Annotated in this window: 17 protein-coding genes; 9 read left to right on the top strand and 8 right to left on the bottom strand. The window is 45.1% G+C overall.

Features of this window, described 5'->3' with window-relative positions:
- Positions 1–15: 15 nt before the first annotated feature.
- Positions 16–306: an STAS domain-containing protein gene (locus tag M1K58_RS19625; protein ID WP_256760570.1), complete on the bottom strand. Its 291-nt coding sequence runs from the start codon at positions 304–306 to the stop codon at positions 16–18.
- A 102-nt stretch (positions 307–408) separates the two neighbouring features.
- Positions 409–1,599 (bottom strand): enoyl-ACP reductase FabV, encoded by a 1,191-nt coding sequence (gene fabV / locus M1K58_RS19630; protein WP_256760571.1) that lies wholly within the window; start codon positions 1,597–1,599, stop codon positions 409–411.
- A gap of 286 nt (positions 1,600–1,885) precedes the next feature.
- Here fabV and M1K58_RS19635 point away from each other — a divergent pair, with 286 nt between their 5' ends.
- Together M1K58_RS19635 and M1K58_RS19640 are read left to right on the top strand one after the other, a co-directional pair.
- On the top strand, positions 1,886–2,500 hold the full coding sequence (locus tag M1K58_RS19635) for a M15 family metallopeptidase (RefSeq protein WP_256760572.1): 615 nt from the start codon (positions 1,886–1,888) through the stop codon (positions 2,498–2,500).
- Positions 2,501–2,581: 81 nt separating this feature from the next.
- On the top strand, positions 2,582–3,628 hold the full coding sequence (locus M1K58_RS19640; protein ID WP_256760573.1) for a hypothetical protein: 1,047 nt from the start codon (positions 2,582–2,584) through the stop codon (positions 3,626–3,628).
- Here M1K58_RS19640 and M1K58_RS19645 read toward each other — a convergent pair.
- Positions 3,625–4,422 (bottom strand): 3'-5' exonuclease, encoded by a 798-nt coding sequence (locus M1K58_RS19645; protein ID WP_256760574.1) that lies wholly within the window; start codon positions 4,420–4,422, stop codon positions 3,625–3,627. The two genes, M1K58_RS19640 and M1K58_RS19645, sit on opposite strands and share 4 nt — an antisense overlap.
- A gap of 115 nt (positions 4,423–4,537) precedes the next feature.
- Between M1K58_RS19645 and M1K58_RS19650 the strand changes: the two genes are divergently transcribed.
- The 5 genes from M1K58_RS19650 (at position 4,538) to M1K58_RS19670 (ending at position 8,177) form a co-directional block, all read left to right on the top strand.
- Positions 4,538–5,689 (top strand): WG repeat-containing protein, encoded by a 1,152-nt coding sequence (locus tag M1K58_RS19650; protein ID WP_256760575.1) that lies wholly within the window; start codon positions 4,538–4,540, stop codon positions 5,687–5,689.
- A gap of 159 nt (positions 5,690–5,848) precedes the next feature.
- Entirely contained in the window at positions 5,849–6,238 is a 390-nt protein-coding gene (locus tag M1K58_RS19655) for a VOC family protein (RefSeq protein ID WP_256760576.1), read from the top strand.
- Positions 6,231–6,986, top strand: a complete 756-nt coding sequence (locus tag M1K58_RS19660; protein WP_256760577.1) for a class I SAM-dependent methyltransferase — start codon at positions 6,231–6,233, stop codon at positions 6,984–6,986. The genes M1K58_RS19655 and M1K58_RS19660 overlap by 8 nt, the downstream gene beginning before the upstream one ends.
- 137 nt (positions 6,987–7,123) lie before the next feature.
- Entirely contained in the window at positions 7,124–7,708 is a 585-nt protein-coding gene (locus tag M1K58_RS19665) for a 5' nucleotidase, NT5C type (RefSeq protein ID WP_256760578.1), read from the top strand.
- A 40-nt stretch (positions 7,709–7,748) separates the two neighbouring features.
- Positions 7,749–8,177 carry a DUF6157 family protein gene (locus M1K58_RS19670; RefSeq protein WP_256760579.1) on the top strand — a complete coding sequence of 143 codons (429 nt, stop codon included), beginning with the start codon at positions 7,749–7,751 and terminating at the stop codon, positions 8,175–8,177.
- 53 nt (positions 8,178–8,230) lie between these two features.
- Here M1K58_RS19670 and M1K58_RS19675 read toward each other — a convergent pair whose 3' ends face one another.
- The 5 genes from M1K58_RS19675 to M1K58_RS19695 all read right to left on the bottom strand — a co-directional run bounded on the left by M1K58_RS19675 (position 8,231) and on the right by M1K58_RS19695 (position 12,834).
- The gene (locus M1K58_RS19675; RefSeq protein WP_256760580.1) at positions 8,231–8,905 is read right to left on the bottom strand and encodes a hypothetical protein; all 675 of its coding nucleotides are present in this window, start codon (positions 8,903–8,905) and stop codon (positions 8,231–8,233) included.
- A gap of 16 nt (positions 8,906–8,921) precedes the next feature.
- The gene (locus M1K58_RS19680) at positions 8,922–9,713 is read right to left on the bottom strand and encodes a hypothetical protein (protein WP_256760581.1); all 792 of its coding nucleotides are present in this window, start codon (positions 9,711–9,713) and stop codon (positions 8,922–8,924) included.
- A gap of 115 nt (positions 9,714–9,828) precedes the next feature.
- Positions 9,829–10,692: a metallophosphoesterase gene (locus M1K58_RS19685; RefSeq protein WP_256760582.1), complete on the bottom strand. Its 864-nt coding sequence runs from the start codon at positions 10,690–10,692 to the stop codon at positions 9,829–9,831.
- A gap of 110 nt (positions 10,693–10,802) precedes the next feature.
- Positions 10,803–12,194 (bottom strand): HAMP domain-containing sensor histidine kinase, encoded by a 1,392-nt coding sequence (locus M1K58_RS19690; protein ID WP_256760583.1) that lies wholly within the window; start codon positions 12,192–12,194, stop codon positions 10,803–10,805.
- Positions 12,187–12,834, bottom strand: coding sequence for a response regulator transcription factor (locus M1K58_RS19695; protein WP_256760584.1), 648 nt, complete (start codon positions 12,832–12,834; stop codon positions 12,187–12,189). The genes M1K58_RS19690 and M1K58_RS19695 overlap by 8 nt, the downstream gene beginning before the upstream one ends.
- Before the next feature lie 189 nt (positions 12,835–13,023).
- Here M1K58_RS19695 and M1K58_RS19700 point away from each other — a divergent pair, with 189 nt between their 5' ends.
- Positions 13,024–13,932 carry a uroporphyrinogen decarboxylase family protein gene (locus M1K58_RS19700; RefSeq protein ID WP_256760585.1) on the top strand — a complete coding sequence of 303 codons (909 nt, stop codon included), beginning with the start codon at positions 13,024–13,026 and terminating at the stop codon, positions 13,930–13,932.
- A gap of 39 nt (positions 13,933–13,971) precedes the next feature.
- A complete protein-coding gene (locus tag M1K58_RS19705; protein WP_256760586.1) occupies positions 13,972–15,117 on the top strand; it encodes a trans-sulfuration enzyme family protein in 1,146 nt (381 codons plus the stop codon).
- Positions 15,118–15,140 lie beyond the last annotated feature (23 nt).

A 15,140-nucleotide genomic window follows, 5' to 3' on the forward strand; every position in this document is an offset into this window, starting at 1 on the left:
ACGTTTCGTCCTTTGTCAGAGTGTTATGCCTACCGCAACGATATGCTCTTTAAGGTTTTCGTGAATGCCCGTGAATCGTACGTCGATATTGAAATCAGCAGCTAATCTTTGAACAGCCATTAATAGCCCAAGTCCTGCACTGTCCATTTCTGTGACTGCACTAAGGTGTAAGGTGATAGGGACAACACAATTTTGTATACGAGGGAACAATTGCTGACGAATCGAAGTCGCTTCCTGTACTCCGATTTTACCGGTAAGAACGAAGACGTCAACGCATTGGTCGCTCTTGCTGATTTCCAAGCACATACACGGACCTCCCCTGAATGGAGCAGATATACTATCTATACTGTGTAATGATTGATTTATCTGTGACATTAGTCACAGATGTATGTCCCTATGCCTAGAACGCTAGCTCAAATTTGGAATACTTACATTTGGGTCCACATCTGCTTCGTAATCGATACCGTCAGTTTCAAATCCGAATAGCTGGAAAAACTCGCGTCGATAGCCTGCAAGATCGGTCATTTGTTCGATGTTATCTGTGGATAGCTCAGCCCAAATTTTCGCGACTGCTTCCTGTACATCTGCCCGCATCTCCCAATCGTCAATACGAATACGACCTTCCTCATCTACAGGCACACCTTCTGAGGAATAGAGGCGATCAGCGAATAGGCGGTAAGCTTGCTCGATACAGCCTTCGTGAATGCCTTGCTCCTTCATCACTTTATACAGGGCGGAAATGTATAACGGTACGACTGGAATTGCGGAGCTAGATTGTGTGACAAGTCCTTTGCTGACCGTTACATATGCTCGTCCGCCACTTGCGCCGAGCTGTTCGTTTAATTTCTTGGCAGTAGACTCAAGGTGGTTCTTGGCTTGTCCAATCGTGCCTTCGCGGTAAATATCCTGGGTAATTTCCGAACCAATATAGGAATAAGCGATCGTCGTTGCATCATCGGTTAACACTCCGGCTTTCTGCATCGCATCGATCCACATTTGCCAATCCTCGCCGCCCATGACATCGATGGTTTCGCGGATTTCATCTTCCGTTGCAGGTTCAATCGTAACCGTGCTTACTTCCCCAGTATGGAAGTTAACGGTTTTATTCGTATAGGTTTGTCCGATCGGCTTAAGCACTGAATTAGTTGTCTCGCCAGTGCGGGGATGCGTACGACGTGCCGAAGCTACACTATATACGACCAGATCAACCTGTCCAAGCTCATTACGGATGAGGTCTATCGCTTTCTCTTTCGTCTCATCAGAGAAGGCGTCTCCGGTCACGCTATAGGATTTAAGATCAGCCTGCTGTGCGGCTATTTCAAAGGCTGCTGAATTGTACCAGCCTGCAGATGCTGTGCGGCCTCCAGAGCGCTCTCCTTGGCGATAAATCCCGACAGTATTGGCACCTGCACCGAAGGCTGCAACGATTCGAGAAGCAAGACCGTATCCCGCTGATGCGCCGATAACCAGTACATTACGGGGTCCTTTAATGGCAGGGTGTTCCTTGACATAGTTTATTTGCTCTTGTACCTGTTGAGCGCAGCCTTGTGGGTGTGCAGTCGTACAGATAAAGCCGCGTGTTCTAGGTTTAATAATCATTTTGTTTAGATTCCCTTCTGATCTCAAAGCCGTTTATGCTTATTTCGTTTATTTGCAGACATTAAGTCTATAATAACGATTTTTCGCCAAAACGGAAACTCTGACCACCAAAGATGTAGATCATGATGCGGTATTGTCGAACCGTGTACTGCATGTTACGATCACACTGTCTCCCCACAACTAAGAGTGCGGACGGATATGAAACTACGAGATTGGATATTCTGTTAAGAGAAACGATAGATGATAGGTTCCTATATATGAAGAAAGGCAAGGGCTAAATAAACATATGAATAGGGTTAATCAAGAAGCTACGGTTGCTCAATCAAGGCCAAGCTCAATCCGTCGTAAGCGTGGTAGAGGGTTATGGCTGACTGCTTTGGCGATATTAGCTGTCTATTTATTGGCGAATACTAGCGCACTGAAGCATTTGCTGCCTGTGGGCTGGTTTCACGAAGCTCCTATTATTACGGAATTGCATCCGATCGTTGCGGCGAATCGAGATAAGCTTGTTGCCCAAAGTGAGAAAATTGGCATTCGTGTGGTCGTTACAGATGATTTCCGTAGCTCGCAAGAGCAGAATGCCCTGTATCGGAAGGGCCGGAGTGACGAGGGTGCCATTGTAACCCAAGTAAAGGGCGGTCAATCCTACCACAACTACGGTCTTGCCATTGATTTTGCGCTGGGTCTAGCCGGAGGCAAAGTTATTTGGGATTTGGAGGTTGACGGGAATGCCAATGGAAAGTCGGATTGGATGGAAGTCGTAGCGATTGCGAAGGGACTGGGCTTTTCCTGGGGCGGTGATTGGGCTAGCTTTAAGGATTATCCTCACCTGCAGATGGATTTTGGTTATTCCATCGGTGAATTGCAGCGGGGGTGGACACCTCCTGAGCAACCGGAATAGTAGTGCGAATGAAGTGGCAGTATTTTCTTGGATATTTCTACCTTATAATGGAGTTGAGATTAAAGTTTAAGGAGGTAGGGTATGGAGATTCATAAACTCCAACGATCTACTTTATGGTTTATCGGTATTGCGATGCTCATTGTGCTGACGGATATGATCGCAGTTCGTGCGCTCTCACTTGCTGAAGATGAGCCGTTCTTGGTTTATGGGCTCATGTTCGATTTTATGCTCGTACTTCCATTTCTCTACTGGCTGCTCTTATTACGGAAAAAAGGAAAGCCCATCTCCCGAATTATGGCGTTTCCTATACTAGGCGCGCTAGCAGTATGGCTTATCGTTCCATCGGCACAACGAGGCATGGTGTGGAGTGCGGCGTGGCCGGTTGAAATGCTGATAATTGCGGCGGAGCTAGCTTTTATTGTCTATGAGGTTCGAATTGCCTATCGTGTTATCAAGGGATTTCGGATTGCTTCGCGCCAAGAGCCGGATACGGCAGAGGCGCTACGAAAGACGATCTATGATGGAATGGGTAGAGGAAAGCTTGCATCGCTGCTGTTGCACGATGTGAGTCTTGTATATTACTTATTATTCTCATGGAGAAGAAAGCCGCAAGCGGTGTCCAACGATACGACTTTATTTGCCTACCACAAGAAGACGAATCAGGTGCTGTACTCTGCTATCCTTACAAAGATTATTATTATAGAAGGTATTGGAGTTCATCTTTTGCTCCAGCAATGGTCGCATTGGATGGCTTGGATTCTAACGGCAGCGGATGTGTGGCTACTGGCTTTAATCTGGGGAGATTGCCGTGCATCTGCTCTGCAACCGATCAGGCTAGTGGATGGCACTCTTCGGTTAAGGTATGGTTTGAGGATTCAGACAGATATTCCGATAGCTAGTATATCTAGTGTCACAAGCGCACACGAATACAACCCAGATCGGCAAGAGCAGCGGGATGCTGCTATGCCGTTACTAGGCATTCCCAACGTTAAGATTGAGTTGAAGGAGCCTATTCAGGTCAACGGTATATTATTTTTACCCCGTAACGTCACGAAGATCTATCTAGCACTAGATGAACCGAAGGCATTCGTACAGGAGCTGAGCAGGCAGACCATACAAAATGATTAGTTTCCCGTCTTGGGCTGCTGTGCTCTAACTATTTCTGCGGCATAATACTCTTTCAACTCTGCTAACTTTTTCTCATCGGTTAGGGTAATTTTAGCAGCTAAATAATTTTCCAAAAACTTATCCCATTCTTGTAGCTTCTTCTGAGCAATCATTGAACGGATCGCAGTTTTAATAAATCTGCGTTCCTTTGCATTGGAAAATTGGTCCTTGTACTGCTGCTTCTGACTCAAGTCTAGCTCATGGAATACTTTACGGAATACCTCTGATGTCATTCTAGCGTCGTCCAATGCCCTGTGGGCGGAGCCTTCCGCTTCAATATTAAGATCGAGAAGTGCGGCTTCGACACTGACGTCGTTCGTGACCTTTTTGTAGCGGATATAACCTTTCAATAAATCGAAATAATCGGCCGCCATCCAATAAGCATCGTCAAGCTTGTGCATCCGCGTGTCAAGCACGATACGCTTGAGGTCTTCGCCACCCCAAGTGAATAGCATGAAGGACTCGCTCTTGTTCAGCCACTGGATGAAGTCTGTGATCACCTTCGTAAATCCGGAAGCAACATCAATATCATCTTGCGGGATTCCGGTTTTCTTCCTAATAAAAGAATTCAGCTTGGCATAATACACCGGCTTAATAAGAGATGAGAATTCATCCGTTTGCTGTAGTGATGAATTAAGTCTCACAGCACCAATTTCGATAACCTCCATCGGTAAGTCACTAGCAAATTTACGTCCGTTAAATTCAATATCAAGAATAATATAGTCCAACTTCTTGTCCTCCGCTCTACGACTCATGCTCTCCATTCTATCAAAAAGCAGGACATCGTGCTTGCCACCTCATAATGCAAATATCAGTTGCCTAATATTTCCCATACTATTATACTTCCTTATAGTGGAAGGAAAGGTCTTCATGAGAAAATGGAAAATAGGTATGCGCACAACATTATTAGCTTGTATTTGCTTGGGAATCGTATGGAATACCGCCACTGCGGCGGAAAGTCAGACGAGTAAGTTGCATTCATTTGCCGACTTTTACTCTAGGGAACAGGGGTATTTCGATCTGAATGGCAAAGTAGTTATCGAGCCTCAATACGCCAATGCATTCGATTTCTATGAAGGAGTCGCGGCTGTTTGTGGCGATGTTAGGCGGGTCTGTGAATTTATTGACGAGCAAGGAAATGTAGTTATTGAGAAAAAATATAATATCAACCTTAATAATGACCCAATGGGCTTTCGTGAGGGGTTGGCGCTAGTCTCCCTAGACTACCATAGGGATCAGGAAGTCAAGGTGCTGCCCGAAGAAAAAGTATTCATCGATCATAGTGGTAATATCCAATTTGAAGCTCCGTACGATATCGTTAATCATTTTTATGAGGGGCTAGCGGTTGTTGCACAATATAAGGGTGGCGGTAAATATGAATACGGAGCGATCGATAAGGAAGGTAAGGTCGTAATTTCATTTAATTCCCAATTCCGTCGTATGGGCAATTTTCATGAAGGTCTGGCCTGGTTCATGACCGGTGGTGGACTTTATGGTTATATGGATAAAAAGGGAAAAGTTGTTATTCCCGCAACATACCGTAGCGCCTATGATTTCAGTGAAGGCCTGGCGAGGGTAAAGATAAAAAATAAAATGGGCTATATAGACAAGACGGGTAAGGTTATTATTAAAGCGGTGTATGACGATAATTGGGATAACTTTGGTGATTTCCATCAAGGCACTGCGGTTGTATCGAAACTCGACGATTCAGCGTCTTGGCCGTTCAAGCACTATGTCATCGACAAGAAGGGCAAGGTCATCCTCGATGTGTCGAAAAAGTTCTCAAATGCTTCGATTGCAGATTTCAAAGACGGCTATGCACGTATAGCCTTTGACAATACGGCGTATAACTTTATCGATATTAAAGGAAATCTGTTGTTGAAAAAGAATACTCCTGTTGCTTACGAATTTAAAAACGGAATTGCTAATATTAAAATAAAGTTTGACCCTAAGACGCAGATGTCCACTTACGCTTATATTGACACTAAGGGTAAGCAAATATTTTCATACCAGTCGTCATAATAATCCTCCAATAACGGAGTGTTTCTGAAAGTCTATGCGAGCTTTCAGAGACGGCTCTTTTACTTGTGTAGATTAATTTGTATATAAGATTTATAATAGTATCAATAAAATGAAACTTTGTTGCATCTGGTGAAACAATCTAATGAGGAGGTGTTTTGGATGTCATTTTCTTTCCTAGGAGTTGACCACGTTCAATTAGCGGCTTATGAAGGATGCGAACCGGAAGCCCGCAGGTTTTATGGTGAATTACTTGGATGGGCGGAAGTTCCGAAGCCAGAGAGCTTGAGACAGCGTGGTGGAGTATGGTTTCAATGTGGCATTCATCAAGTGCACATTGGAGTTCAGAAGGATTTTACGCCAGCAACCAAAGCCCATCCTGCATTTGAAGTTCGGAATATTAACCTGTTGCTAAAACATTTAGAAGAGCGGAATATTGAGGTTATTAATGATCATGCTAGAGCGGACGAGGGCGTGCAACGATTTTACGTTAATGATCCTTTCGGTAATCGGTTAGAATTTCTGGAATGGGGAGTTGTGAGAGATGAATAGCAAAGAACGTTTTTCAAGCAGAGTAGATACGTATAAGAAGTATCGCCCAAGCTATCCTCAGGAAGCGATTGACTATCTGTTCGAGGTTGTTGGCTTAAGCGCGAAATCCAAGGTGTTGGACGTTGGGGCAGGAACAGGAATCTTCTCGCGGCTGTTGCTGGAGAGAGGGGCACATGTGACTGCAGTTGAGCCGAACGAAGCGATGCGAGAAGCTGCTTTATTGGCCTCCAATGGGAATCCTAATTTTCTAGCTATCCCCGGGTCCGCGGAAGAAACCGGACTGCCAGCCCAGTCGTATGATTACATTGTATGTGCGCAAGCCTTTCATTGGTTTGATCAGGCTGCGGCTAAAGTCGAATTCAAGCGCATTCTTAAACCAGGCGGTAAAGTTATATTAATATGGAATACTCGATTAACGAGCGGGACTCCTTTCCTTGAGGGTTATGAGCAGATGCTGCATTCCTTAGGGACGGATTATGGCAAAGTAAATCATAGGAATGTTTCGCGGGAGATGCTGGTTTCCTTCTACAAACCCGAGGGGTTAATGGAAGAACGCTTTTCCATTCGGCAGGTGTTTGATTTCGAAGGTTTAAGTGGGCGTCTGTTGTCCTCCTCCTACAGTCCTCAAGTCGGTCATCCCAACTATGAGCCCATGATGACAGCACTTCGCGAGCTGTTCGATCGGAACGAACAGATGGGTACGGTCGACTTTGACTATGAGACGGAGATCTATTGGGGCGAGGTTTGATGATCGGTTTATCCATCTACGTACAGGTTATTGGTGGCTGATGTCGAATAGATTATGTAAGGATAGATGGGGTAGATTCGTCGAAAGTAGACTACAATAGGTAAGGAAGAGATGAACCACTTCAAGGGAGAACGCATATGAAATTTGGTTTCGATATTGACGATACATTGCTTAATTTACGAGAGCATGCCTTTCGGTTGTATAACATCAAATTGAACAGACAAGTGAGCATAGATGCATTCCATGCCTTGAAAACCATTCCGATTCATGAGGCTTTCGGATTGTCGGGAGAAGAGGGAAAGGAATTATGGAATCTTCATCGCGAAGAAATTTACTATTCGGCTCCTCCTTTTAGCGAGGCTGTCGAGGTTCTACAGGATCTTGTGCGACAGGGGCATGAGGTGTACTACGTGACAGCAAGAGCGGCCGAATATTGTGAAAGCACGAAGGAAGCACTTGTACGGGTGGGCTTTCCTGTAGAAGAAGGTCGATTCTATTGCGGCATGGGGGATACTGAAAAGGTTCATATTCTCCGCGAGCTAGGCTTGGATTATTATTTCGATGATAAGCCAGCGGTTCTCGATACACTAACGGAGTTAGAATTGAACGTATATGCCAAGGATAATCCGTACAATCAGCATCTGGATATTCCTCGAATAGTGAACTGGAGCGAGCTACTGGACCTTCTCGCGGCCGAATCTCATCATCAAGCAAAAGAGTGAAATTTAATCGTATCTGTTGGAGTACGAGGAGGCGTTGCTGGTGGAATGGAATTATTACGATACATTCATCACAGTTTCGAAGGATTGCCCTGTTGAAAGGGGCATGATCCCTCCAGAGAAGAAGAATGGCAGATCAAAGCCGTCGATCGAATACGATCTAGTGTTCAATCATCCATATACGTACACCCAAGAAGATCTTCTCTTTGAAACCTACGTACAACACAAGGGAATTCCCGAGGAAGAGCTGTTGTCTCGGGGGTCCGACATTCGTGCTGAATTTTTTAAGAAACCGATGGCATGCTTGCGAGCATCGATGTTACCGAAGAAGTATGGCTGGGGCCTCCACTTTGACTCAGAAGGGAAAGTCGCTCTAGTTGCCCGAGAGTCGGCTGAATACGACAGCTTCTTGAATGGTGATGTTGAGGATTTGAAGGTGCTAGCAGCGATGCGAAACAGCAAAGCTAAGTAAACCTAACAAGCTAGCCCTCCTAGAGGGAATCCAGCTTGTTAGATGACTGTACTCTATGCTTTCTGTGTACTGTCAGTAGTATCCTTGATTAGATTATTAGATACCCAGTCGTCTTCTGGAAGGTTGTTTATTTCTGTATCTATTGTAGTTTTCTTCATACTTACTATCTTCAAGCCGCTTGATATCTGGATAACTAAGACGAGATATATGACATAGGTGAGGATTAGTAAGGAGTTTTGAGTGAGTAATTGCGTATCGCTTGGATAGCTATCTTTTAATAGGACTCTAGTAAAAATATTATTAACATAGAATATGATAATGAGAGGTACGGCTAGTGTAGATATGTATTTCCCATGTTTGTTAGTAGCAGTAACGGTTTGTAATTGATCGCCTATTCTAAGATAAGTTGATGGAATACCGTAGATGTTAAATCCCGGTATCATCATGCAGGCAAGGGACATGCCAGGTGAACGTGTAAAGAATGGGAACAATTCCTTTAAGTCCATATGTACTCGAAAAATCCAGATCAAAAAGACAACAATAATAATGTAGTAAAGCACTGAAGAGGACACATCAATAAATCCATCATAAGAGTAGGCGTAATCCAAATAAAAGTCGATATCAATGGCATAGATAATTGTAGTTACGAGGCTAACAGCCGAGAGACCAACCATTGCCCACAGTAAAATCTTAAGAACATTCGACAAGATTTCCGAATACAGCTTCATTTGCAATCATCCCCTTCTATTCCTTGTTCAAGTCCCTTAGGAAATCCAATGCTTCCTCCATCGTCTCCACAGGAACGACTTCAAGCTGCAAGTTCAGCTCCTTCGCGACCAAGGTAGCCTCCTCTTCATTGCTTAAACCCTCATAATAGAAATGCTCTTTATCCCTAGGCACGAAAAAATAATCAGCGTTGTATTGTTCAGCTGTTCGCAGCTTATCTCGAATGGCGCCAACCGAGCCAACCGTATGATCTTCCTCTATCGTTCCGGTTCCTGCAATGGTGTACTTGCCGTTGGCCGAGAAGTCCACGTCCTGGGCTTCTTCAACTAAACCGATTGCAAGCATCAGCCCTAACGAATCCCCGTAATATTCAGCGGTGTCTTCAATTAAAGCATCCATTTTCTGAGTGAACTCGTCTTCGGACACGGGGGTATCTAGGTCCACTTCTTCTTCAGCGGAAATGATCGCATTAACGATTGTATCATCGCGAGCTTCTGATCCGATCTCTTCCATGCCTCCAAATTCCGCTACAACTGAAGCGTCAGCCGGCACGAATTCCGCATCAGGGACGGATCGCTGGGTAGACCAACGTTCGTAGAGGTTACGAGTATATCCTTCGTATACATAGACGAAATGAACACTACCGTTGACACCAACATCCTGAATAGAAACGAGCTCACCTGGAGCGGTGAATACATAATAGCGCGGGAGAAAACAAAAAGTCGCAACGCCGAGGGGGATGAGCAGAAGCAAACTCACGATAATAATATCGGGGCGAATTCGTCTTCTTTTGGTAGTTATTACATTCAAGTGTACCTCGTCCATTCTTTATGAATAGTTTTCCAATATCAGGAATTCGACGGATATCGACGAATTCCTTTTCGCGAAAGCGAGAACAGGGATTTGTTACTGTTGATTACAGCTATCATTGTGGTTTCAACGTTATGACTGTGAGTTCGGGGCGACAGTTGAAACGGATAGGAAGACGAGTCATTCCGATACCACGAGTGGTGTACACTTGTAACCGACTGTTTGGGATTTGATATAATCCATTCGTATATTTACTTCCGTGAGGTGGTGTGTACAAAGGTCCAATAAACGGAATTTGTACTTGTCCTCCATGGCTATGGCCTGACAATTGAAGATCTACAGGCAAGCGCCCATATTGATCTGCATAATCAGGCTCATGAGCAAGGAGAAGTGTACAAGCATCTTCTGGGATGTGAAGTAACGCCCGATCAATATCTGGCTTTCCTACCCAAGGATCATCTACTCCAGCAACATATATTTTATGAGAACTCTTCTTTAATACGATATGCTCGTTATGAAGGACGTGAAAGCCTGCTTGTGATAGCCCTTGTGTAACTGCTCGTCGATTTCCGAAAGCATCGTGGTTACCTAATACCGCATATTGCCCATAGGGTGCTTTCAACTGGGCAAACAAGTCTACAGCTTCCGAAATGTAGGCTGTTGAATGATCCAACAGATCTCCAGTAAAGCAAATGAGATCCGGCTTTATTTGCTGAATTTGCTCAACGAGCTCTGACAGCTGCTCCGGCTTTGAGTTGAACCCAAGGTGTAAGTCGCTAAAATGAACAATTTGAAAGTTGTGAAAGGATGAAGGGAGATTCGCTAGTTTAATAGAGATACGGTTGACCTCGATCCAATAGGGTTCAATCCAGCGTGCATACGCGCCGGATAGACTTGCTACGCCAAGTAGGCCTAACGTAAACTGCGTACTCCTCTTGAGAAATTGTCGTCGACTAATCGGCTTTGAAGTTGTTGGCATAATACCTCCGCTCTACGATTAGACAATCATAGAGCTTTTATGTTACAGCAATATGGCAAAATAAAAAAAGGCACTGCGACAGGGCTTGTCGCAATACCTTCTTCGAATCCTTAATCCTGTTTCGGAATGAGGGGTAATGAGAAATGAAAACCAATTTCTCCGTTCTGAACCTGGAAGCCAAATAAGGAGTCATGCTTCTGCAAAATGGTTCTTGCAATCGACAAACCTAACCCTGTTCCGCTAAGCAATTTGCTACGCGAATTTTCCAACACGAAGAACGGCTCCCATATGTGATCCCATTGCAGCTGCTCCCCGTCCTCAACACCGTTAGTGATCGAGAATAATAAGTCGTTCCCCTGATTTTCAACGGCGATTTGGATATGTTTATTTGTGGAATACTTCATCGCATTGGAGATGAAATTGTTAAGCACCATCTCTATTTTCTGTTCATCTGCGAATACCCAAGATTCAGTAAGCGAGCTTTGCTCCACGGACAGAATCAAGTTCATTTGCTGAATGGAAACGAGATACTTCTGTAACGTTCGATGGAGCAAAAGCTTGAAATCAAAGGCACCAAACTGATATTCATCAATTTGCAATCTAGAAAGCTCAAGCAGTCTGCTAACTAATCTCGAAATATCATCCGTTTGCTGTTGGATCACATCGATATAGGTTCCATCGTCTAGGCCATCCTTTATGCCTAAGGAGTATGCTTTTATTAACGATAGTGGCGTTTTCAACTCATGTGAGATGTTGGCGATAAACTCGCGTAAATTATGATTTTTGTCTTCCAACGCTTGATGGGCATGCTCTAACTTATCGCTCATCTGATTCATGCTCTCAGCTAAGGCTTGGATTTCATCGCCGGTTTGAATATGCACCTTCGTAAACGATAAATTAGAAATTCCCTCTGCTGCCTTTTGTATTTTTGCGAGTGGTCGGACGATATGCATCGTAAAAAGCCCGGACAATACAATGAGCAGCAGCAGCTCTCCAGCATAAATATAAAGTTGAAATCGATTGACGATTTTAAGTGTGTCTGTGGAATGCGAGATCGATTTACCGACGACATAGACCTGCGTGTCTTTTTTTATAAAGGAAACAAGAAAGCTCGATTTCAATTTTTCCTGACTGTAGATTTTTCTAACAACGATATTCTCTTTCACTTTCTCAATACTAGTGTCCGTGATCCAGAATTTGCTCAGTGTAATCCCTTTGCTATTCAATTGTTCCTTAATCCTACTGTTTAAAACATCATTATTATCCGTTATGTCAGTGTGTACGATGGTTACATTATGTTCGTTTTCCAGCACTCCAACATCCCGGTGCAGCTGGCTCGCTTCCATCGTTTCAAGCTGATCAGTGAGGTTGGCTAACTCATGTTTATTTTGATACAGCAGATATTTGGGCAAGAACAACGTGTTCATGAGGATGGAGAAAATAACGACAATACCAAACACCAGTAAAATTCGCAAAATGAGCTTCTGATTAAGCCTATTCATTGTTTTCTTCCAAACTATACCCCATGCCCCTGTGCGTCTTTATCGTATGATCGCCAATTTTCGCTCGTAGCCTCCGGATATGCGTATCCACTGTTCTTTCTTCGCCATAATAATCAAATCCCCAGACATGGTCTAACAAAGCTTTCCTTGAGATGATGATCCCTCTATTTTCAATAAAATATTTCATTAAATGAAACTCAGTGTGAGTTGCTTGTATGTCCTGTTCGTTGCGGTAAATCTTTTGTCCATCCATATCTATTTTTAGATCTCCTAAGTAAATTAGACGATCCATTTGTAATAACTTTTTTGCTCTTACGATTAATATGCGAGGATCAAATGGCTTCCTCACATACTCATCAGCGCCGGACTGCAGGGCGATCAACTCATCCTCGTCTTCCCCTTTGGCCGTAAGCAATAACACTTTAGTCGTGCTTTGTTTCTTGATCTCTTTGCACACCTGTATCCCATTTACCTTAGGCATCATCCAATCTACTATGGCTAGATCAATGGGATGAGCATAGAAAATGCGAAGTGCTTCTTCGCCATCTTGCGCTTGAAGGATGTTGAAGCCTTCCTTTTCGAAATAAGCTTTTACAATTTTGATCATAAAGGGCTCATCATCGGCGATTAATATGTTCATAGAGTCCCCCTGATTTTGTCTTTAGGAATAGGCTGACCCTCGTTATTAATTTCTAACCGTATAGACGAGATAACGGTTTTTTACAAGATCGGGACGGTTTTTTTCATTCTTTTCCCGAAGGGGTGTCCCTTACAATGGGGTTGTAAGGTTGCAGAAGCAGACACTATCAGGTTAAGGGAGAGTTGAACGATGAATAGGTTCGAACGTGTGCGCGCGGCATTAAATGGGCAAGAGGTGGATCGTGTTCCGGCGGGCTTCTGGTTGCATTACCCGAACGGCGGGGATCAAGCAGTGAAGCCGCATTTGGATTATTATCGCGAGACCGGTGTGGATTTTTTCAAAATCATGAACGGTACGCACTACCAGTTGGACGTGTCCATCGATGTGGCGAGCGACTGGCGCAGAGTGCGACCGACGAGTATAAAAGCGAACTTCTATCAACGGCAGCTTGATTTGATCAAACGGATCGTCGACGAATTAAAAGGTGAGTGCATGATCTTGACTACGGTGTTCAATCCTTACCACCATGGTACGCACTCGACGTCGGAGGCACTGTTCGATGAGCATCTGCGGACCGATCCCCAAGCAGTAACCCAAGCGATGGAAGCGATGGCGGAAACCGATAACGCTTATATCCAAGCATGCTTGGACGCTGGTGTGAGCGGTATCTATTATTCCATTCAAGGCGGAGAACACGAACGCTTCTCTGAGGAATTGTACGTCGATACGGTCAAGAAGACGGACTTGCTCGTATTGAATTCGTTCAAGGATCGTGGAGAGTTCAATACTCTGCATCTGTGCGGCGCGAACATGCGGCTTGATCACTACGCAGACTATCCAAGCCATGCGATTAATTGGGACGTGAAGAACAACAGCGTCTCGCTGAAAGAAGGCGGAGAGAAATTCAAACGCGCCGTGCTTGGAGGCATTAACAACCGCGGGCCGATCATTAACGGCACAAAGGATGAGATCGTTGCGGAAGTGAAAAGCACGATCGAGCAATTCGGCCGCAAGGGGCTCCTCTTGGGAGCGGACTGCACATTGCCGACGACGACTCCTTATGCTAACATCCGCGCTGCTATAGAGGCGACCTATTAATCCTAGGCGGGGCCCAACTAACATGAAGGAGCAACCCGAATGAAGCTAGAACAAGAGCGGGCGCCATTGCCTTATACGTTCGTAGCTCATGACGAGCACGATAGCAGGCATCAAGGGGCTGTTTCCATTCCGATTTATCAGAATACGTTGTTCTCCTTTGCGAGTTGCGATGAACCGGGTCATTCGTTCAAATACAGTCGGATGGGAAATCCGACGGTGCAGGAACTCGAGAAACGGATTGCTGTGCTGGAGGGAGGGGAGCAGGCGATAAGCTTCGCCTCGGGCATGGCGGCAATCTCGGCGGCGATTTTGTCCGTCGTGAAGGCCGGAGACCACGTCGTGTGTATCGATCAAGTTTATTTTGGGACACGTGAGTTTTTCGAATACTTCTTGTCTCGATATGGAGTCGAAGTCAGCTACGTAGATGGCACTTCCATCGAAGCGCTGTCTTCTGCGATTCGGCCGAATACGACGTTGTTGTACCTGGAAAGCCCGACGAGCTACTACTTCCAACTGCAGGATCTGAAGGAAGCGGCGAAGCTGGCTGGCGCTCGAGGAATCACGACGATCGTTGACAACACGTGGGCGTCGCCCTGCTACCAGCATCCACTGGCATTAGGCGTTGACTTGGTCGTGCATTCGCTCACGAAATATGTCGGCGGGCACAGCGACGTGCTCGGAGGGGCGGTAATCGGCTCCTCGGTTCGGGTCAACCAGTTGAGCAGAATCGATCATCAACTGCTAGGGGGAGTGATGACGCCTCATACCGCGTCGCTCATGCTAAGGGGAATGCGCACACTGCCTCTCCGTATGCAGCGCTTAAGTGAATCGGTTCAGCAGGTCACAGAATATATGGAGACACTCTCGTGCGTGAGTAAGGTAAACTTCCCCGGATTAGCTAACCATCCGCAACACGAGCTCGCCCAAGTGCAGATGAGCGGTTATGGTAGCTTGTTCTCTATAGAAGTGAAAGTCACGGTTGAGCAAGCTAAGGCATGGGTAGACCATCTTCGCTACTTCCGAATCGGTCTTAGTTTCGGAGGTTACGAAAGCTTGGTGCTCGTTGTCGGCGAGACGCCGAGTTCGACACCGGAGAAACCGGTTTGTTTGATCCGGCTGAACGTCGGACTAGAGGATCCTCAAGACCTCATTCGCGATTTGGGGAGCCTCGAACAATACGATTGAAAAAGCGAATAAATACGGCAAAA

The sequence above is a fragment of the Cohnella sp. WQ 127256 genome (assembly GCF_024519285.1).
Taxonomy (GTDB): domain Bacteria; phylum Bacillota; class Bacilli; order Paenibacillales; family Paenibacillaceae; genus Cohnella.

What these genes read in the sequence shown, in the direction of transcription:
- M1K58_RS19655 (WP_256760576.1), top strand. Translation starts at nt 5,849, where the DNA reads ATGTCATTTTCTTTCCTAGGAGTTGACCACGTTCAATTAGCGGCTTAT.
- M1K58_RS19660 (WP_256760577.1), top strand. Translation starts at nt 6,231, where the DNA reads ATGAATAGCAAAGAACGTTTTTCAAGCAGAGTAGATACGTATAAGAAG.
- M1K58_RS19665 (WP_256760578.1), top strand. Translation starts at nt 7,124, where the DNA reads ATGAAATTTGGTTTCGATATTGACGATACATTGCTTAATTTACGAGAG.
- fabV (WP_256760571.1), bottom strand. Translation starts at nt 1,599, where the DNA reads ATGATTATTAAACCTAGAACACGCGGCTTTATCTGTACGACTGCACAC.
- M1K58_RS19640 (WP_256760573.1), top strand. Translation starts at nt 2,582, where the DNA reads ATGGAGATTCATAAACTCCAACGATCTACTTTATGGTTTATCGGTATT.
- M1K58_RS19635 (WP_256760572.1), top strand. Translation starts at nt 1,886, where the DNA reads ATGAATAGGGTTAATCAAGAAGCTACGGTTGCTCAATCAAGGCCAAGC.
- M1K58_RS19700 (WP_256760585.1), top strand. Translation starts at nt 13,024, where the DNA reads ATGAATAGGTTCGAACGTGTGCGCGCGGCATTAAATGGGCAAGAGGTG.
- M1K58_RS19705 (WP_256760586.1), top strand. Translation starts at nt 13,972, where the DNA reads ATGAAGCTAGAACAAGAGCGGGCGCCATTGCCTTATACGTTCGTAGCT.
- M1K58_RS19675 (WP_256760580.1), bottom strand. Translation starts at nt 8,905, where the DNA reads ATGAAGCTGTATTCGGAAATCTTGTCGAATGTTCTTAAGATTTTACTG.
- M1K58_RS19685 (WP_256760582.1), bottom strand. Translation starts at nt 10,692, where the DNA reads ATGCCAACAACTTCAAAGCCGATTAGTCGACGACAATTTCTCAAGAGG.
- M1K58_RS19695 (WP_256760584.1), bottom strand. Translation starts at nt 12,834, where the DNA reads ATGAACATATTAATCGCCGATGATGAGCCCTTTATGATCAAAATTGTA.
- M1K58_RS19645 (WP_256760574.1), bottom strand. Translation starts at nt 4,422, where the DNA reads ATGAGTCGTAGAGCGGAGGACAAGAAGTTGGACTATATTATTCTTGAT.
- M1K58_RS19625 (WP_256760570.1), bottom strand. Translation starts at nt 306, where the DNA reads ATGTGCTTGGAAATCAGCAAGAGCGACCAATGCGTTGACGTCTTCGTT.
- M1K58_RS19650 (WP_256760575.1), top strand. Translation starts at nt 4,538, where the DNA reads ATGAGAAAATGGAAAATAGGTATGCGCACAACATTATTAGCTTGTATT.
- M1K58_RS19690 (WP_256760583.1), bottom strand. Translation starts at nt 12,194, where the DNA reads ATGAATAGGCTTAATCAGAAGCTCATTTTGCGAATTTTACTGGTGTTT.